General features: G+C 67.5%; 18 protein-coding genes and 5 pseudogenes. 10 read left to right on the top strand and 13 right to left on the bottom strand.

Annotation, left to right across the window (positions count from 1 at the left end):
* Positions 1 to 26: 26 nt before the first annotated feature.
* Complete coding sequence (locus SALPAC2_RS0105055; protein WP_018215560.1) at positions 27 to 467, top strand: archease; 441 nt, start codon at positions 27 to 29, stop codon at positions 465 to 467.
* 89 nt (positions 468 to 556) lie between these two features.
* Here SALPAC2_RS0105055 and SALPAC2_RS0105060 read toward each other — a convergent pair whose 3' ends face one another.
* The 8 genes and pseudogenes from SALPAC2_RS0105060 to SALPAC2_RS0105090 all read right to left on the bottom strand — a co-directional run bounded on the left by SALPAC2_RS0105060 (position 557) and on the right by SALPAC2_RS0105090 (position 5,952).
* Positions 557 to 1,975 (bottom strand): RtcB family protein, encoded by a 1,419-nt coding sequence (locus tag SALPAC2_RS0105060; protein ID WP_018215561.1) that lies wholly within the window; start codon positions 1,973 to 1,975, stop codon positions 557 to 559.
* Between the two features lie 28 nt (positions 1,976 to 2,003).
* Positions 2,004 to 2,606, bottom strand: a complete 603-nt coding sequence (locus SALPAC2_RS0105065) for a GNAT family N-acetyltransferase (protein WP_018215562.1) — start codon at positions 2,604 to 2,606, stop codon at positions 2,004 to 2,006.
* A 176-nt stretch (positions 2,607 to 2,782) separates the two neighbouring features.
* Positions 2,783 to 3,511: a coenzyme F420-0:L-glutamate ligase gene (locus SALPAC2_RS0105070; protein ID WP_018215563.1), complete on the bottom strand. Its 729-nt coding sequence runs from the start codon at positions 3,509 to 3,511 to the stop codon at positions 2,783 to 2,785.
* Between the two features lie 94 nt (positions 3,512 to 3,605).
* Complete coding sequence (locus tag SALPAC2_RS0105075) at positions 3,606 to 4,175, bottom strand: kinase (RefSeq protein WP_026184443.1); 570 nt, start codon at positions 4,173 to 4,175, stop codon at positions 3,606 to 3,608.
* Positions 4,176 to 4,190: 15 nt separating this feature from the next.
* Positions 4,191 to 4,851, bottom strand: a pseudogene (locus SALPAC2_RS24390) (pentapeptide repeat-containing protein).
* Between the two features lie 198 nt (positions 4,852 to 5,049).
* Entirely contained in the window at positions 5,050 to 5,226 is a 177-nt protein-coding gene (locus SALPAC2_RS28445; RefSeq protein ID WP_397540869.1) for a TrmO family methyltransferase domain-containing protein, read from the bottom strand.
* The gene (locus SALPAC2_RS27760) at positions 5,223 to 5,516 is read right to left on the bottom strand and encodes a hypothetical protein (RefSeq protein ID WP_223874074.1); all 294 of its coding nucleotides are present in this window, start codon (positions 5,514 to 5,516) and stop codon (positions 5,223 to 5,225) included. Before SALPAC2_RS27760 ends, SALPAC2_RS28445 begins: the two co-directional genes overlap by 4 nt.
* Positions 5,517 to 5,574: 58 nt before the next feature.
* Complete coding sequence (locus SALPAC2_RS0105090) at positions 5,575 to 5,952, bottom strand: DUF4267 domain-containing protein (protein ID WP_018215565.1); 378 nt, start codon at positions 5,950 to 5,952, stop codon at positions 5,575 to 5,577.
* Positions 5,953 to 6,058: 106 nt separating this feature from the next.
* On the opposite strand from SALPAC2_RS0105090, the gene SALPAC2_RS0105095 reads away from it, so the two are divergent.
* The gene (locus SALPAC2_RS0105095; RefSeq protein ID WP_018215566.1) at positions 6,059 to 6,679 is read left to right on the top strand and encodes a TetR/AcrR family transcriptional regulator; all 621 of its coding nucleotides are present in this window, start codon (positions 6,059 to 6,061) and stop codon (positions 6,677 to 6,679) included.
* A 447-nt stretch (positions 6,680 to 7,126) separates the two neighbouring features.
* On the opposite strand, the pseudogene SALPAC2_RS24400 reads toward SALPAC2_RS0105095, so the two are convergent.
* Positions 7,127 to 7,279 (bottom strand): annotated as a pseudogene (locus tag SALPAC2_RS24400) (YdcF family protein); the annotation flags it as partial.
* Positions 7,280 to 7,357: 78 nt separating this feature from the next.
* Between SALPAC2_RS24400 and SALPAC2_RS0105105 the strand changes: the two are divergent.
* Together SALPAC2_RS0105105 and SALPAC2_RS0105110 are read left to right on the top strand one after the other, a co-directional pair.
* The gene (locus SALPAC2_RS0105105; RefSeq protein ID WP_018215093.1) at positions 7,358 to 8,620 is read left to right on the top strand and encodes an IS256 family transposase; all 1,263 of its coding nucleotides are present in this window, start codon (positions 7,358 to 7,360) and stop codon (positions 8,618 to 8,620) included.
* Positions 8,621 to 8,774: 154 nt separating this feature from the next.
* Positions 8,775 to 9,008, top strand: a pseudogene (locus SALPAC2_RS0105110) (ISKra4 family transposase); the annotation flags it as partial.
* Between the two features lie 18 nt (positions 9,009 to 9,026).
* On the opposite strand, the gene SALPAC2_RS27765 reads toward SALPAC2_RS0105110, so the two are convergent.
* Positions 9,027 to 9,473 (bottom strand): transposase family protein, encoded by a 447-nt coding sequence (locus SALPAC2_RS27765; RefSeq protein WP_317889009.1) that lies wholly within the window; start codon positions 9,471 to 9,473, stop codon positions 9,027 to 9,029.
* A 378-nt stretch (positions 9,474 to 9,851) separates the two neighbouring features.
* Between SALPAC2_RS27765 and SALPAC2_RS0105120 the strand changes: the two genes are divergently transcribed.
* The 3 genes and pseudogenes from SALPAC2_RS0105120 to SALPAC2_RS28450 all read left to right on the top strand — a co-directional run.
* A complete protein-coding gene (locus SALPAC2_RS0105120) occupies positions 9,852 to 10,349 on the top strand; it encodes a tetratricopeptide repeat protein (RefSeq protein WP_026184444.1) in 498 nt (165 codons plus the stop codon).
* A 216-nt stretch (positions 10,350 to 10,565) separates the two neighbouring features.
* Entirely contained in the window at positions 10,566 to 10,763 is a 198-nt protein-coding gene (locus SALPAC2_RS0105125) for a hypothetical protein (RefSeq protein ID WP_018215571.1), read from the top strand.
* Positions 10,764 to 11,048: 285 nt separating this feature from the next.
* Positions 11,049 to 11,208, top strand: a pseudogene (locus SALPAC2_RS28450) (ISKra4 family transposase); the annotation flags it as partial.
* Between the two features lie 102 nt (positions 11,209 to 11,310).
* Here SALPAC2_RS28450 and SALPAC2_RS25780 read toward each other — a convergent pair.
* Together SALPAC2_RS25780 and SALPAC2_RS24410 are read right to left on the bottom strand one after the other, a co-directional pair.
* Positions 11,311 to 11,847, bottom strand: a pseudogene (locus tag SALPAC2_RS25780) (YdcF family protein); the annotation flags it as partial.
* A gap of 242 nt (positions 11,848 to 12,089) precedes the next feature.
* The gene (locus SALPAC2_RS24410; RefSeq protein WP_018215574.1) at positions 12,090 to 14,219 is read right to left on the bottom strand and encodes an MMPL family transporter; all 2,130 of its coding nucleotides are present in this window, start codon (positions 14,217 to 14,219) and stop codon (positions 12,090 to 12,092) included.
* A gap of 296 nt (positions 14,220 to 14,515) precedes the next feature.
* Here SALPAC2_RS24410 and SALPAC2_RS25420 point away from each other — a divergent pair, with 296 nt between their 5' ends.
* Positions 14,516 to 15,760, top strand: coding sequence for a sensor histidine kinase (locus SALPAC2_RS25420; RefSeq protein ID WP_018215575.1), 1,245 nt, complete (start codon positions 14,516 to 14,518; stop codon positions 15,758 to 15,760).
* Positions 15,748 to 16,440 (top strand): response regulator transcription factor, encoded by a 693-nt coding sequence (locus SALPAC2_RS0105155; RefSeq protein ID WP_033662036.1) that lies wholly within the window; start codon positions 15,748 to 15,750, stop codon positions 16,438 to 16,440. The genes SALPAC2_RS25420 and SALPAC2_RS0105155 overlap by 13 nt, the downstream gene beginning before the upstream one ends.
* Before the next feature lie 40 nt (positions 16,441 to 16,480).
* On the opposite strand, the gene SALPAC2_RS0105160 is transcribed toward SALPAC2_RS0105155, so the two are convergent.
* Positions 16,481 to 16,951 (bottom strand): hypothetical protein, encoded by a 471-nt coding sequence (locus tag SALPAC2_RS0105160; RefSeq protein ID WP_018215577.1) that lies wholly within the window; start codon positions 16,949 to 16,951, stop codon positions 16,481 to 16,483.
* Between the two features lie 28 nt (positions 16,952 to 16,979).
* Between SALPAC2_RS0105160 and SALPAC2_RS0105165 the strand changes: the two genes are divergently transcribed.
* Complete coding sequence (locus SALPAC2_RS0105165) at positions 16,980 to 17,279, top strand: VOC family protein (RefSeq protein ID WP_018215578.1); 300 nt, start codon at positions 16,980 to 16,982, stop codon at positions 17,277 to 17,279.
* Positions 17,280 to 17,821 lie beyond the last annotated feature (542 nt).

Here is a 17,821-nt window from a genome sequence, read left to right on the forward strand (position 1 = left end):
GGGCCCAGAGCAGGCGATCGTAGCGGATGATCGGGGGCGTGGAACCACGACCCGAACGCGGCCACCACTGCCTGCCGCACACCGCTGACGTACGGATCGAGGCGTGGGCGCCGACGCGGGCGGAGTGCTTGGCCGAGGCGGTCACCGCCCTGGTCGACACCTTCGTCGACCCGGGCCCGGCGCAGCCCACCGCCGAACGGGCGTACCACGCCCCCGCCGACGAGGACGCAGACCTGCTGGTGAACATCCTCGAGGAGGTGATCTTCCGGATGGAGACCAGGGGCGAGCTGCCGCTGCGTACCGAGGTTCGCGACGGCGGCGCGGACGGGCTCCACGTACGCTGGCAGACCATCGACGCCGACGCGGTGGAGCTGATCGGCGCCGTACCGAAGGCCATCTCCCTGCACGAGCTGCGCTTCGGCCCCGACGGCCCCCGCTGGTGCTGCGCGCTCACCGTGGACGTGTGAGCCGGCACCCGTCGAGGCACGCACGTCGCGCCCACCGACGGGCCGCTGCTGCGCTGCACCGTCAGCTCCGCGCGACCAGCCCGGAGGGATCAGCCCTTGACGACGCCGATCGGCGCCAACCGGGCGACCTTGCGGCACAGCCCGGCGCCCTCGGTCGCCTCGACCACGGCGTCGATGTCCTTGTACGCCGCCGGCATCTCCTCGGCCAGACCACGCCGGGAAGCACCGCGTACGGCGATGTCCCGCGCGACGAGCTGCTCGCGCGGATCCTGGCCGCGCTCGTCCCGCACCGCCTGCTTCCGGCTGCGCACCCGCCCGGCCCCGTGACAGCTAGAGGCGAAGGCCGGGGCACCGGAGACCCCGGTCAGCACGTAGGACGCGGTGCCCATCGACCCGGGGATGAGTACCGGCTGCCCGACCTCAGCCAGCTCCGCCGGCAGGTCCGGATGCCCAGGAGGCAGCGCTCGGGTGGCACCCTTGCGGTGCACGCAGAGCGAACGCCGCTCGCCATCCACCCCGTGATTCTCGATCTTCGCCTGGTTGTGTGAGACGTCGTAGACCAGGTCGAGGTTTGCGCCGGTGACCCGACGAAAGACCAGCCGGCTCACGTGGGTGAGCAGCTGCCGATTCGCCCGGGCGTAGTTGGCGGCGGCGGCCATCGCGCCGAGATAGGCGTGCCCCTCCGGAGACGAGACCGGGGCGCAGGCGAGCTGCCGGTCCGGCACCTCGATGCCGTAGCGGGGCATCGCCTTCTCCATCCGACGCACGTAGTCGGCGCAGATCTGGTGCCCCAGCCCGCGCGAGCCACAATGGATCATCACGCAGACCTGGCCGGGCCAGAGCCCGAACACCTCCGCGACGCGCTGGTCGTACACCTCCGTAACGGCCTGCACCTCGAGGAAGTGGTTGCCCGAACCGAGACTGCCCACCTGCTTCGCGCCGCGCTCGATTGCCCGTGCACCGACCGCCTCCGGGTCGGCGTCACCCAGCGCACCCTGGTCCTCGCAGCGTTCCAGGTCCCGCTCGACGCCGAAGCCACGCTGCACCGCGTACCGCGACCCGTCGCGCAGCACCCCGTCCACGTCCGCGCGGCCCGCCAAGTGCCACGCCGCGCCGCGCCCCGCCCCCCGCGGCGTCCCCTCAGCCAGCCCATCCATGACCGCGTCGAGCCGGGGACGAAGCCCCGCCAGATCGAGGTCGGCCGCGAGCAGCCGCACACCGCAGGAGATGTCGAACCCCACCCCGCCCGGGGACACCACCCCGCCCGCCGCCACATCGGTGGCGGCCACCCCGCCGATCGGAAAGCCGTAGCCCAGGTGCACGTCCGGCATGGCGAATGAGGCGTCGACGATGCCGGGCAGGGTGGCAACGGCCGCGACCTGCTCCAACGACCCGTCCGCCCCGATCCCCGGCAGCAGCGCCTCGGCCGCGAAGACCACTCCGGGAACCCGCATCGGGTCCCGCCGATCGATCCGGAAACGGTACGGCGACTCCTCGACCAGCTCCACCCGCGCGACCTACCCGGTCCGGTCCGGCTTACACGCGGGCCGGAGGGCGACGCATCGCCCACACCCGCGGTCCCCCGCCCGGCACGGTCACCTCCCCGGTCACCTCGAACCCACACCGTCGGTAGAACCGCAGATTCGCCGAAGCGCTCGTCTCCAGCGTCGCGGGCAGGCCGGCCCGGTCCGCCTCGACCAGGCCGGGACGCAGCAGCCGCGAGCCGACTCCCCCGCCCTGGCCCGCGGGCCGCACCCCCACCGTGGCCAGCAGGAACGCCGGTTCCGCGGCCCGCAGCGGGGCACAGGCCGCCTCCGCGGCGAGCATCGCCGCATGACGGTCCCCGGCATGCTCCGCGTTCCCGGCAGCCACCTCGGCCCAGACCTCGTCGGGCACCGACCGGTCCGACCGCAGCCACACCGCCACCGCCTGCGGGTGGCCGTGGGTGTCCAGCGCCGCCCAGACATCCCCGTACGGCAGACCAACCCTGGTCAGGGTCATCGCGAAGAGGTGTGCCAGCCGTTCCCGATGCCGATCCGCGCCGACGGTCCACGCAGTCCAGGAGTAGCCGTCAAACGCCTCGGCCAGTACCCCGGCCGCCGCCTCGACCAGCTCCGGCCCGATCCGCCGTACCTCCACGAACGTCCTCCCATTCGTCCCGAACGGCGATCCTCCCAGCACCGCAGCATCCGCCGCCGGGAATATTCGCGTCTCCCGGAAGCTGGCCAGCCACAGACCCCCGAGCCGCGCAGCCAGAGCGGGAGGTCAGGGGCCGGGGTGGCCGATGGTCCCGGCGGCTCCGGTGAGCAGCAGTGTCACGGCCGGCGTTGAAGCATCGACACCACGCCCGCATCACTGCTCTCATAGGCGACGCCGCGCAGGACGGCGACCGGGGCCCCACGACCCCGCTGCCCGAGGATGATCCCGGCCGCCGCGGCGATCAGGTCGGTGAAGGTCTCCTCCTGCCGCTTACCGCCGTACTCCGTCACACGCAGCGGCCCCACACCCGCCGCGCCGATCGAAATGACGGTCGCCCCACGCCGGTCGGCACGACCGTCGGAGTCCGCGACCACCACCGCCACCTCCGCGCCCGCGTGAGCGATCAACGCATCCCGCAGGGCGCGGGCGGAGGCGTCCGGATCCACCGGCAACAGCCACGCACCCTGCGGGCCAGCCCGGTCAATCCCGGCGGAGGTCAGCTGGAAGCCGAGCGTATGCCGCGCGATGATCGGGCCCCTGTCGGTGACCAGGAAATAGCTGTCACTGGAATCCAAGATCAGCTGCACGACCTCGGCAGGCTTGCCCGTGCGAGCGGACAACTCCAGCGCCTCCGGGCCAACCACGACACTGGCCAGGTCGACGTACCGCTTCTCCGCGACACTCACGGCCTTGGAAGCCACCACCACCACATCCCCGTCCTGCAACTCGGTGCCAGTAGAGGCCAAGACGCTGGTGATAGCGCCCGCCAGGTCCGCACCCGGCTCGAGCTCGGGAAAGGGTTCCAGCGCGAAAGCGGAGAAACCAAAGGTCGGGATGGCGGTCATCGTCGGGCTCCTGCGAAAGTGAGGACGACAGGTGCATATGCGGATGGGTCCGGCGGCAAGCCTCGCTGAACGGCGAAACCCTTGGCCGGCGGGGCTATGGGAATGGAGCGTGTGGAAGCAGGTCGTCGTCGCGTCCGGTCTGGGGAAGACCGGCGGCAGCCGCGATGGCCTCGACGGCATCGTTCAGTCCCGTGGTTTCGGGCAGGACGAGTTCGCCGGGCCAGCCCAGGACGTCATGGGCGACGTACCAGCCGCTCATCTGCTCGGCGGTGAACTCGCTGACCTGCGGGCGCGTGAGGTGTCGGAGCAGAGTCTCGGGCAGGGACACGTCGAGGTAGCAGAACAGCGATCGCGCGCGGTGGTCGTCCCGCAGGGCCGTCAGCATGCTGCGGTATCGGCTGGTGTGCAGGGTGCCCTCCAGCACCACGTGATAGCCGTGGTCAAGAGCGAACCGAACGGTCTGCGCGATCAAGGCCGGTGCCACTCCCCCGGGCTTGTCCCGCTCGCGTAGCAGGATGCGGCGCAGGTAGTCCTGCTCGACCAGGGCGCAACCCCGGCCGTGCCGGCGTCGCAGCTCACCGGCGATGCTGCTCTTACCCGAGCCGGAGTTACCCCGCACGCAAACAAGGATCGTGTCCGGCCTACCCGTGATTTCAGCGGGCACGATGCCTCCTCGGCTTCAGTCGATTCGGATGGTCAGGTAGAGAGCGGCGACAGTCAGCTGCGTAAAGTCAGGAAGTTGATCCTCGCCAAGGGTGACCCCGCGCAGATTGTCCAACGGCGTCCTGAGCCCTGGAGGCGGCTTCCGCGAAGATCGGCACCGTCGAGGTGGCAGGAGTCCAACTCCAGACCGGCGAGGTCACAAGAGCGCAGCGCGATACGCGGCAGCCGACAGGAAGACCACTCGCCGTTGCTGAGAGTGCAGTCGGTGAACGCGACCGAGCGGGCGGCGACGACGCGTTGGAGGGTGGCGTAGTCGAGGCGGCAGCCGTCGAACAGGACATCCTTGAGGCGTACGTCGGTGAACCTGGTGCCGGTGAACCGGGAGCCGGTGATCGCGCACCGTTCGATGGTGATGCCGGTTGGGTGGCTCCGGAGAAGTCGGTACGGGTGACCTCGCAGCCGAGACGGCTCCCCGCCTCCCAGGTGCACTCGCCCAGGTCCACACCGGTGATCAGGCTGCTGCGGATGCTGACATCCGCAAGCTGCGCACCGCGCCACGCCGCACCCTCGACCAAGGTTTCGGTCAGATCGCCGGCCAGGTCCGTCATAGCATCAAGGTCATCCGGATCGAGGCCCGGCAGCAGGACCCGCACCTCGCCGACCGTGGTGGTACGCATATGTCCTCAACCTGTGCAGGCGCGGGATGGGCACGCCGCCCCGCGCGGGGCCGATGCCGCTCACAAGAAGCCCTCCTCGAGGCTGACGGGTCGACCGGCATCACCGACGACTCTGAAGCACCCTCTTCTTTTCTCTTCCGAGAGGCCGCTGCGTTCGGTGGGGTTGACGGAGTATCAACTCCACCGGCAAGCTCTCGCTTACGGCTGGAAGTACTCCGACATCAGCTGGCTGACCCATTCCGGCTGCCGGACGTTTACCGGCAGGAACTCGTTCATCGTTGGCTTCAGGTCGATTACGGGGGTACCCGAGACCGCGTCAAGGCCGACCACCGTCAGTTCGCGGCCGCGCACGGATTCGATCGCGCAGCACGTCACCCCAATGCGGTTCGGTCGGCGGGGACCGCGACCGGCGAAGATTCCGACGGACGGGAGGTCAGCACGGCCGCGGTTCGGGCGAGGCTCGCGGTAGTCGTCGCGTTCCGGGATCTGATCGAAATAAAAAGCACGTCGACGTGGGTGAAGCCCTCCAACCCTTGCAGACACGCCTCGCCGAAGCGCTCGTCGATGGTGATCGTGCTGTGGACAGCACCCCAGTTGTCCGTGTGCTGGACATCTGTCCGGTCATTGCGCACCGTACCGATCGGATTGATCTCGAAGCTGAGCATGGAGAGGCTGTTTCCCTTCAGTGAACGCAATCTTCGGCCGAAGCGGCGTGACGCGTGGTCACGCGACGAGGAGGAGCACGCTGATCACCACCATCACCACGGCAGTGGCAGCATGCACGCCGTACGCAACTGCCTTGGGGCCGTTACTGCGCAACACGATCATTGCGTCGCCGGCGGGCATGCCGGAGGCGGCCAGCATGTACCAGCCCAGCAGGTGGGGCGTGGCGCCGGCCAGCACGATGAAGATCAAGATGCCCGAGGCGATGTCGCGCACGGCCTTAACCCTCAGCCAGGCATGGAAGGCGGGGTCCTCGGTCGGCGTGCCGGGGATGCCGAAGCCGGCTGCGGCGTGCGGCGCCCGGAAGGCGTTCAGGCCGATGACGATGATGCCTGCGCCGATCAGCCCGGCGAGGACATTGGCGACGGTGGTAAGCACGGCGGTCTCCTCCTTGGCGACAGCAGCGAAAACCCTAGCGACGCTAGATGTGGTAGCAACGCTAAACTGCCTTCGGCAGGATGTCTAGCGTTGCTAGGATTTAGTCATGTCCACCATCAGCGAGCGTCGCGAGCGTGAACGTGCTCACCGCCACCAGCTGATCATCACAGCCGCCCGCGAACTCGCGGAGGCCGAAGGCTGGGAAGCGGTCACGACACGACGGCTGGCCGAACGCGTCGAGTACAGCCAGCCGGTGCTGTACAGCCACTTCAATGGCAAAGACGCCATCGTCAGCGCCGTCGCCCTGGACGGATTCAACCAACTCGCCGCCCACCTAAGCCACGCACGGCAGGCAGCCGCTGAGCCCGGACAGGCCGCCTTGCGCGCCGTCAGCCACGCCTACCTGGCGTTCGCGACCGAGCGACCCGCCCTGTACCAGGCCATGTTCATCCTGCCCACCGACCTGAAGTTCGCGAGCGCCGAGACACCGGCCCCGCTGCGGGCTTCGTTCGACGAGTTCGTGAACTGTCTCCACCCGGACAACGAACGGCGCGAACTGTTCGCCGAAGTCATCTGGAGCGCCTTACACGGCATCGCCGTCCTGTCGGGCAGCGGCCGCATCCCCCCTGACGGGCAGGAGGAGCGGGTCGACCTGATCATCGCCCAGATCGCTGACACCCGACAGGACCGACAACGCCACAAGAGAGGACCGAGGTCAAGAACCTGAGCAGCGACCGAACGCACGCTCGTCGGCTACGTGTTCACCAATGATCCGCACCGCACGGTCTGCCATGAGCGGATCGCTCGTCGCGTGCTTCGACAGGAGCCTGATCGTCGGTGCCGGTCAAGGTTCGGACGCGCGGGGTGGGCACGGCGCCCCACGGGCGCCCGTAGCGGGCGTTGCCTTCTCTTGTTCTAGTCGACGAGAGCACCGGGCTAACGTCCTGCCACACCCGCAGATCGTCACCGACCACCTCGACCTCTGGGCCCGGATCATGCCCCAACCATGGCGAACCGCCGGTGGACAGCTGCGCCCATTCCCGCCAGTCCGCCAACCCACTGCAACAACCCGGCACTACGGTCGTCCCGGTCCGGGTGTCACCCACCTGCACACCACCGGCAACGATCAGCAACTCCTCGGCCAGCAGTGCGTCCACGACCTGCCAGACGCGGCTCAGATCAGCCGGCTCGTGTAACCGGCCGCCACCAGGCGCTCGAACGCCGCCCGTACCTCGTCCGGCATCTCCTGCGGGATCGCGAACCCGCGCTCGGCGTACACCTCGATCCGCTGCGTGTCGCCGACCAGCATCTCCACCACCCGCCCCGGGACTGCGTAGATTTCCGTGTTTGACCTGGGTGTGGTCCGTTGGACAGGACGTTGATCCTGTCCAGGAAGGACCACGTCATGGCAGACAAGAAGAGCGTTGTTCAGCTTCCGCAGCCGTCGGCGGCGGAGGTGGAGTTCGCGCAGCAGCTGGTTGAGCGGGCCAAGGCCGATGGAGTGTCGTTGGTCGGTCCGGGTGGGCTCCTCGCGGGGATCACCCGCACCGTCCTTGAATCAGCGCTCGACGCCGAACTGGATGCCCACCTCGACGAGGTCGGCGTCGACGAGGCGTCGGGCCGGCGGGCCAACGTGCGTAACGGGCATGGGGCGAAGACGGTGCGGACCGAGGTCGGGCCGGTACGGATCCAGGTCCCTCGGGACCGGGCGGGGTCGTTCGCCCCGCGGATCGTCCCGAAGCACGTCCGCAGGTTGGACGGGTTCAACGAGGCGATCCTGTCGCTGTATGCCAAAGGCCTGACGACCGGGGAGATCTCCGCGCATCTGGCGGATGTGTATGACGCCGACGTGTCCCGGGAGTTGATCAGCCGGGTCACCGACAGCGTGCTGGAGGAGATGGAAGCGTGGCGGCAACGGCCCCTGGACCGGGTCTATCCGGTGGTGTTCATCGACGCCCTCGTGATGAAGATTCGCCAGGGGCAGGTCGCGAACCGGCCCGTCTACGTCGTGGTCGGAATCAGCCTCGACGGGGAACGCGACGTTCTGGGTATGTGGGCCGGCACCGGCGGTGAGGGCGCCAAGCAGTGGGCCGGCTACCTCACCGAGCTACGTAACCGGGGTGTCGCCGACGTGTTCATGGTCTGCTCCGACGGCCTCAAGGGCATGACCGACGCCATTGAGCAGGTCTGGCCGCAGGCGGTGCACCAGCAATGCGTCGTGCACCTCGTACGGGCGTCACTGCGGTACACGAATCGAAAGGACTGGCAGAAGATCACCCCGGCGTTGCGGGAGATCTACACCGCCCCGACCGTCGCGGCCGCTGAGGCCCGGTTCGAGGCGTTCGCCGTCGAGTTCGGCGACCGCTACCCGGCCGTGATCCGGCTCTGGCGCACCTCCTGGCCGCAGTTCGTGCCGTTCTTGGACTACGACCACGAGGTCCGCAAGGTCCTCTACACCACCAACATCATCGAGAGCCTGAACGCCCGGTTCCGGCAGGCCGCCCGCCGGCGGGGGCACTTCCCGACCGAGCAGGCCGCGATGAAGGTGCTCTATCTCGTCGTCCAGCAGAAACGTAAGGGCGGCGGCAGTATCACCGGCCGGGTCTACGGTTGGGCCAAGGCCCTCAACGCCCTGATCCTCGCCTACGGCGACCGGATCACCATCTAACAACCTCGATCACACCCAACGGCCAAACACGGAAAACGCCACACTCCCCGCCCACATCCAACGCCTGACCGACCACCACACCCCCGGTCTGGAACGCGCTACCGCCTACCTCACCGCCAAACAGCCCTACCTCAACTACCACATCGCCCTTGCCCTGGGCTGGCCGATCGCCACCGGCGTGATCGAAGGATCCTGCCGCTACCTGGTCAAAGACCGCCTCGACATCACCGGCGCCCGCTGGAGCCTGACCAGCGGCGAAGCCGTCCTCCTGCTCCGCGCTGTCATCGCCAACGGCGACTTCGACCAGTACTGGCGCTACCACCTCCAACGCGAGCACCAACGCACCCACACCAGCCGCTACAAAGACCAACTCGCCCTGGCCGCATGAACCAGACAACAACCTCACTCAAAAAGAAACGCACCCCGACAATTCCGTGTCGTCGACCCTGGTCAGCAGCCGCCACAGCGTCGAAGGGACCGGCAGCTTGCCGGTGAACCCGAGCTTGACCCACGCGGGTGGGTCCAGGTCACGGACCCAGTCGGCCATCGCGGCGAAGGTACACGCGCCACCCATCACCGCGCACACGGCGGCGGCGAGCATGCTCGCCAAGAGGTACCGGACTCCGCGCGGGTCCCGGGGATCGGCAACCACGGCCAAGGCCGCCAGCAACCCCTGTCGTTCACAATCGGTAACGGCTGTCAGTGATGTGGTGCCAGTGGGCCGGGGCCCGGCGATCGCGGCGATCGGCGATGATGACATGAGCGAGTGCGGCCCTTCGGAGTCGTGTTGTCTCAGCAACTCCATGATCACTGATGTGGTCGCACCCGCCCCAAACAGCTCCAGGGCTCGCATCGTCACCCATATACGCCCAGGTCAGCAGCCCTTCAACCGACTACGCAATGCCCCTGTGTCATGAAGCGTCAAGAACTCCATGATCACCGATACGGCCTCACCCGCTTCTTGCGCCTCAACCCAGGCCGCGCACCACGCGGACACACTGGTCAGAGCCCTACTACCCGACTATGCAATCGCCCTGATAGACAACCACAGCGCCACTCAGGTAAAGACAACGGGATCACGAGACACTAGGTATCAATGGTAAACCCCACTTCAAACAGAAAGACCTACCGGACATCCGCTTAGATGACTTCCCTGGACCAGGTCGACCGGCCGTTCGCGCCCCCGGACCCCGGGCAAGACTTAAACACCTTGCTGTGGCATGGTTACGAGATGACGATCAGTGAAGTCGACTGGGAGAACCGTGTCGCGACTCTCTGGCAGAAGCTCGATGAGCATGATCCTGCCGAATTCCGCTCCAAGGTAGAGGAGCTGGCCGCTGAGCGGGACCCCGGTGATGCGAAGGCATTGTTCGAGCGGGCGTGCGCGAACGATTCCACCGGACTCGGTGAGCGGGCCGCGCCGCTCTACCGTCAGGCGCTGGCCGCCGGACTCGAGGGAATCCGAAGGCGGCGCGCGGTCATTCAGCTCGCCAGCACTCTGCGCAACCTCGGTCATCCGGAGGAAAGTGTGAGCATGCTGAGCGCGGAGATCGAGAAAGGCTCCGACGAGCTAGACGATGCGGTAGCGGCGTTCCTCGCCTTGGCGTTGACCGACGTCGGCCGCGAACGTGAGGCTGTGAGTCTCGCGCTCGGTGCCCTCGCCAAACACTTGCCCCGATACAATCGCTCCCTAGCGTACTACTCGAAGGCTGTCATCTCAAGTGAGTAGCGTCCCATCTGTCGACGAAAGGCTCCACCCTTTTGCGGGGTGGGGCCTTTCTCGCGTTGTGTTCAACTGCTGCCTGTGCGCAGTTGAACGATGTCGCCGGTCAACCGGAGGTCGTCGCCAGCATTGACGTCCTTAGCCGCCTGAGCCAAGCTTCTACCAGTTCTCGCCGAGCAGGTGGGAACAGTAGATAAAAGTCGCCGGGAGGGGGTGAGACAAATGGAGATCGTTACCGCTGAGGTGGAGTTCGATGTCGATGACATCGAGTTCATTGAGACCGCCGCCGAGCTGCTGGCTACCTCGTACTACGTGAACATCCAGCGATGGGTGGATTCGCAACGAGTGGCCTCGCAGTCGAGGTGCAAGAAACGGAAGTCGCCGGGAGGGGGTGAGACAAATGGAGATCGTTACCGCTGAGGAGCCCAACACCGCAGCGTCCACATCGACATCATCATCGACTTCATCCACGTACTCGAATACCTGTGGAAAGCCACCGAAGACCTACATCCCTCCCACCAGGCCCGCGCCGCCTTCGTCCACCACACCGCCCGCGACCTCCTACAAGGCCACGCACCCCGCGTGATCGCCGACCTGCGCGCCCACATCCAACGCCTGACCGACCACCACACCCCCGGTCTGGAACGCGCTACCGCCTACCTCACCGCCAAACAGCCCTACCTCAACTACCACATCGCCCTTGCCCTGGGCTGGCCGATCGCCACCGGCGTGATCGAAGGATCCTGCCGCTACCTGGTCAAAGACCGCCTCGACATCACCGGCGCCCGCTGGAGCCTGACCAGCGGCGAAGCCGTCCTCCTGCTCCGCGCTGTCATCGCCAACGGCGACTTCGACCAGTACTGGCGCTACCACCTCCAACGCGAGCACCAACGCACCCACACCAGCCGCTACAAAGACCAACTCGCCCTGGCCGCATGAACCAGACAACAACCTCACTCAAAAAGAAACGCACCCCGTCGCCGATGCTACGCACGTAGTCGTCCAGTTCGAGTGGGTTCGACGCGCACACCACCTCGACCTCCGGCCACATCAGCCGACACGTCGCGTAGGCCCGACGCTGCTGGTAAGGCCGCGACATAATCAGCACCGACTCCACCGGGATCCGGCGTTCGGCCAGCAGCGCACGGGAGAACTCCAGATTCTCGGCGGTGTTCGTGGCACGCGGCTCCACCAAAATCGCTCCCGCCGGTACGCCCTGCTCGACGGCGTACTCGCGGTAGTGCACCGCCTCCCCACGCGGGAACCGCCCAACCGTCGTCGGAGCATTCGCGCCGGTAAACACGATCCTTGGGAACAGGCCCTCGTGGAACAGACGCGTCGCGACGACCGCCACCCCAAGATCATGACTACCCAGCCCGATCCCCACATCACACGAACGCAACTCGTGCCGCAGATCGTGGTAGCGCCACAGCGTCACCACGTCCGCCCGAACAGCGTCGGGAATCACCTCGGCAGCAGCTGCCGCACGCCGGCTCATCAGCACCTACCAATCCGGTCCGCGCTGGATCCCCTCATGCCGCCAGCGTAGGGGTAGCGGCGCAGCACCGCTGACTCCAGCACCACGCCCGCCGGCCACCTCCAGTCCAGGAGGTTGGCGACGGCCAGGACGATCGTGAGGTCCAACGGCTCCCGTGCAACCACCGAGCGACCAGCCACCATCGCCGTACGCGAAAAGGTGACGGCCGGCAGGTGACCACTGCGCAAGTCACCCGCCGACCGTCCCGGTCATTCGTGGGCTACGGAGGGGACCCGACGCAGCGCACTGTGTTCCTTCCACGGTGCGCTACCGAGCAACACGAGGATCCCCGGCAGCAGCAGCGCCCGGATGATCGTGATGTCCACCAGGATGGCGACGGCCAAGCCCACGCCCAACTGCTTCATTTCCAGCGTGGAGAGCGTCGCGAACACCGCGAACACCGCCACCATCACCATCGCGGCGCTGGTCACCACGCCGGCCGACGAGGCGATGCCGTGCCGGACCGAGTCGCGCAGGTCGCCGCCGTGGTGCAACGGCTCCCGGACCCGACTGAGGATGAACACGTTGTAGTCCATTGACAGACCGATCAGCACGACGAACAGGATGACCGGAATCCATGCGACCACGAACCCGCTGGAGTCGAACCCGAGCAGACCCTCGGCCCAGGTGTTCTGGAATACCAGCGTCAGAATGCCGAAGGACGCCGTGACCGACAGGATGTTCAGCACCGTGATCACAGCCGCGATGATGATTGATCGGAACGCCAGCAGCATCACGACCAGACTGAGCAGCAGCACGAAGCCGGCGATGAGTGGCAGACGCTCGCGCAGCACCGAGGAGACGTCGGAGCTGAACGCGGTGGAGCCGCCGACCGCCCAGGTCGCCCCGGGAATCCCGCCCAGCGCAGCCGGAGCCAGCTCGGTCCGCAGCAACTGCAGCGTCTGTTCCGCCTCGGGGCTGTCGACCCGCTGCGGGAACGGCACGAACATCCGGGTGGTCTTTCCGTCGACCGAGGTCGTGATGCGCGGATCGTCCACCATGGAAAACTGGCCGGTTGCGCCGGCCCGGGCCATCAGGTCGGCCATGGCCGTACGGACTCGCTCGGCGCTGGCTGGATCGGCCTCGACAACGACCGTGTGGCTGGAGCCCTCGCCCGGGAACGCCGCCACCAGCCGGTCGCGGGTCTGCACGATCGGGTAGCTCTTGGGCAGGTGGTCGTCGGTGGGCATCTGCAGCTTCATGCCGGCCACCGGTGCGGTCATGAGTCCGATCAGCACCAGTCCCAGCAGCACGGTCAGGCCGGGTGCCTTGAGCGCGGGGCGCAGGATCGTGTTCCAGGTCCGACTCTCACCGGCCGCCTTCGATCGCCGCCACAGCAGCGGGATCCGCGGCGAGTTCACCTTGTCGCCGAGCAGCGCCAGCATCGCCGGGACCACGGTGAGCGAGCCGAGGATGGCCATCAGGACGACCAGGATCGTGCCGGTCGCAAGCGAGTCGAATAGGGCACTGTTGGTGAAGTACATGCCTGCCGCCGCGATTGCGACCGCGACGCCGGAGACGATGACGGCCCGGCCGGACGTGGCCGCGGTGCGCAGCAGCGCCTCGTGCAGGCTTCGTCCGGCAGCCCGCTCCTCACGCTGCCGGCGCACGTAGAACAGCGAATAGTCGACGCCGACCGCTAGGCCGAGCAGCATCACCAGACTCGACTGGAAGGGGCTGATCGGTACGAGTGCCGATACCAGCCCGCTGATCCCAAGGGCGGCCCCGACGGCCGTGAGGCCGAGCAGCAGCGGGATCCCGGCCGCGGCGAGCGCACCGAACGCAATCAGCAGGATGACCAGGGTGATCGGAATGCTGATCAGCTCGGCACGACGGAAGTCCTTTGCGTCCTGGATGGAGAACTCCTTGCGGATCGAGCCGGCGCCGATCTGCTCGATCCGCAGGTCGCCATGCGCTTGCTGCACGGATGCGGTGGCCTCGAGCATCGGCTCAACAACCTCGATGGGCTCCTTGCGGTCCTCCCCGCGCCCGCGGTCGAGCTCCACCGAGAGCATCGCCGAGCGGTTGTCCGTCGAGAAGTTCGGCCCACGGACGATCAGGACGCCGATGCCGTCGTACGCACGCTTCAGCTCCTCGGCGACAGCGGTGCCCGTCGCCCGGTCGAGCGTGCCACCGCGGCTCTGGATCAGGACGGTCTCCATGGCGCCCTCGTCGAACTCGGCGGTGTCCACGGCGCGCTCGGCGACGGCGGACTCGCCATCGAGGTAGTCGGCGTCCTGGATCGCCGTACCCGGCACCAGGAACGAGGAGGCGTATGCCGACAGGGTCAGCAGCAGCCAGAGGGCGAGGACGAGGCCTCGCCTCCGAGCGCTCCACATCGTGAGACGTTCGGCAAGACCACGGGGGGCCCTGGGACCGCCGTCTCCCACTGGTCCAGGTGGTTGCGGCAGTGACTGGTTGATTTCCGTGACACCCAAAGGGTCCTCCCGTTGGCCGAGGTCCTGTCCTAACGGCCGTTTGACGCTATCGACCAGGCGAATGCGCGCGCTGGCACGTCAGCCCGCCCTCGGGGGTGTGGCTAGCACTACCTCTTTGACGGGTCCGGGGCCACGCGGCAGCGCCGAGCGCGCCGGTAGCGTCCTGAACATCGCCCTACACGAAGCTGGAGTGGACGATGAACAGTTGGTTCGGAGAGCGAAAACCGATTCTGCTCCGCAAGGACGGGTGGCGGGCGAGCGCCTATCTGCTGGTCTCCCTCTCGCTGGTACCGCTCTATCTCGTGCCTTTCCTGCTGATGGTCACCGGCGTGGTCGGCATCGCTGTATTCCTGATCGGCCTCCCGCTCATCCCGTCGGCGACATTCGCCGCGCGGTGGGTGGTCCGGCTGGACCGGGCCGCCCTGCTGATCGCCGGCGTCCAAACCCCCGACCCGGCGCCCACGCCCGGTCTCCGAGGCTTCATCGACGGGCGAGCCTGGCGCATTTTCGCGCACAGCATCGCCATCGCGTTCTGGTCCCTCGGCATGGGTGCCCTCGTCACCGCGCTGCTCCTCATCGCCTTCACGCTGGTCAACATGCCGTGGATCGCCACGATGATCCCGATCGACTATGCCAACATCAAGGGCTTCCCGATCAGCTACGGCGCGTCCGTGATCGGCATCCCGCTCGGTCTCCTGCTGGCCACCGGCACCCTGCATCTGACCCGCTGGGCGGTCCGGGTGCAGACCACGTTCGGCCGGTGGATTCAGGGTGAGGACGAGACCCTGCGGCTGCAGCGCCGCGTCGCCACCCTGGAGTCCACCCGCACGGCGATGGTCGACGCGGCGGCCGGGGAACGCGCACGGATCGAACGCAACCTGCACGACGGCGCGCAGCAACGTCTGCTCGCGGTGGCGCTGGCGGTCAGCCGGGCCAAGCGGCTGGGTGGCACCGACATGGAGAAGACCCACCAACTACTCGACACCGCACAGGCGGAGGCGAAGGCGGCGGTGCAGGAACTGCGGGCCATCGCCCGCGGCGCGCACCCGCCGATCCTGACCGAGCGCGGGCTCGTCGCGGCGACCGTCTCGGCGGCCGGGCGGCACCCCTCGCCGGTCGAACTGGACATCGATCTCCCGGAGCGTCCGTCCCGCCGGATCGAGGCGCTGGGCTATTATGTCGCCTCAGAGGCGCTGGCGAACGCGGCCAAGCACGCCGGCGCGGCGCCAATCACGATCAAGCTCTCCCGGACGACGGATGCGTCCGGTGACCAGCTCGAGGTGCGGATCATCGACGAGGGCAAGGGCGGCGCCGAGCTCACCCCCAACGGTGGGCTCACCGGGCTAGCGGACCGGGTGCACGCGGTGGACGGAACCTTCCACGTGGAGAGTCCGCCGGGTGGGCCCACTGAGGTGAAGGCGATTCTTCCTTGGGAACCGTAGAGAGACACCCCCGAGTTGTCATCGCCGACGACGCAGTGCTGTTGCGTACCGGCATCGCACGGCTGCTCGAGGACGAGGGGATCGAGGTGGTGGCCGAGGTCGGCGATGTGGATGCCCTCTTCGCCGCGATCGAGGAGCAGAAGCCGCATCTGGCCATCATCGACGTCCGGATGCCGCCCACCTTCAGTGACGAGGGCATTCACGCGGCGCTGCGCATCCGGGCGGAGCATCCGCACGTCGGGGTGCTGGTGCTTTCGCAGTATGTGGACGAGGGGTACGCGACCGAGCTGCTCAGCCGGGGCACCCACGGCATCGGTTACCTGCTCAAGGACCGAGTTCCCGACATCGACGACTTCGTCGAGGCGGTGCACCGGGTGCTGGCCGGGGGCAGCGCCCTCGATCCGGAAGTTGTCGGGCAGCTCGTCGCCCGGACGAAGATGCGCAACAGCTCGGTGGTCGACCGCCTCTCCGGCCGGGAATACGAAGTGCTCGCCCAGATGGCGCAGGGATTGACGAACACGGCCATCGCCGAACGGCTGTTCGTGGCCCCACGGTCGGTCGAGAAACACATTCGGAGCATCTTCACCAAATTCGACCTCTCCCACGACGAGCAGGACCACAACCGCCGGGTGCTCGCGGTTCTGCGCTATCTCGAATCGCTTGCACCCGGCGGTTCATGAGGTCAGCCCGGCGCCACCTGCCAATTGAATTCGCTCGGGATCAGGTCCGGTGCCAGCCAGGGCCGCAGATAGGCGGCCAGTTCATCGGACGACGGCGGTCCGGAGGCATCCGGTTGGGCAGCGGACCGTTCGTCGGGCCGGCCGACACGGCGACCATCCACAGTGTTGGGCTGGGATCGCGCACCCACCCCGCGTCCAGTGCACCATCGGTGCGGCCCGCCGTCAGGCCCAGCCGCAGCCGGTACGGCAGGCCCTCTGCCAGACGGGTGAGCCGGTGGGCGGTCGCGTCCGCCGGGCAGGGCCCGTGCGCCACGGCCAGGTCGGCGTCCCGCGCCGGATCGCCTCCCAGTCGGCCACCGCTGGCGCCACCAAGGCGTCGGGGATGCCGGTCACCGCCAGTACGTCGGGTCGGTCGGCCGAGGCGGCTCGGCTTCCGTCGGACGACGATTCCCCCCTCCGCTGAGTCGAACCCGACCTGCGGCAGTGTGGGCGTCTCGTAAGCTTCGCTCATGGTACAAATAGGAGCAATTGTTTTGAAGATGTCCGATACCCGCCGGGCGGCGACGTTCTGGAGCGAGGCGTTGGGCTACCACTCCGCCGTCAACCCGGACTTCCTTGTGCCGAACAAGGCTGGCGCGCCGAGATTGCACCTGGATGAAACCGACCGCACGCACCTCGACCTTTGGGCTGCTGATGAGCATGAGCAGCTTGCCGAGGTTGAGCGGTTGCTGGCGCTCGGTGCCACACGAGTCGACTGGGACTATCCCGCGGGAGCTGATTTCGTGGTTCTGGCCGACCCAGACGGCAACCTGTTCTGCGTGATCAACACCAGCGCCTGAGGGCACCGGGGCGTCGAGCTCGCGATGGCGGGCCGCGTCCGATCATCGGCATGTCCGTGCACCGTTGACGGCTTTACCAGGTACGAGGTGCCCTGCTCGCGGTATGGGCTGGGTCGGATGCAGTTGGTGGAGACGCTGCGGTTCCGGCCGGGCCGCGCTTGTGGGCCGTCGCGGGCACAATTGTGCTGCGACCTGCTGCGCTAGCGCAAGCACATCAACGTCCATGGCCACTACTCATTCCAGTTGCCCGAACTCGGCGGCGCCAGGCGTATGCTGCGCGACCCGGACGCGGGCGACGAGGACTGACTGCGTGCTGCATCCGACGATGTCTGATCATGGGGTCGTCGTGTTCGAAGCAGTCAGGTCGAGCCAGTGCGCCCAACGGTCGAGCTGTTGCGGAGAGGTCCATAGCTCGGTGAGGAACTCCAGCATGTGATCGTGCACTGCGGCTCGCTCGGCCGCGGTAACGGGGCGGTATCCAAGGCTCGCCACGGCAGGAGGGCGGCGGCGCCGAGTTGCAGCGCTGGTTCTGTCCGTGAGTC

This window comes from Salinispora vitiensis (assembly GCF_000378825.1).
GTDB classification, from domain to species: Bacteria; Actinomycetota; Actinomycetes; order Mycobacteriales; family Micromonosporaceae; genus Micromonospora; species Micromonospora vitiensis.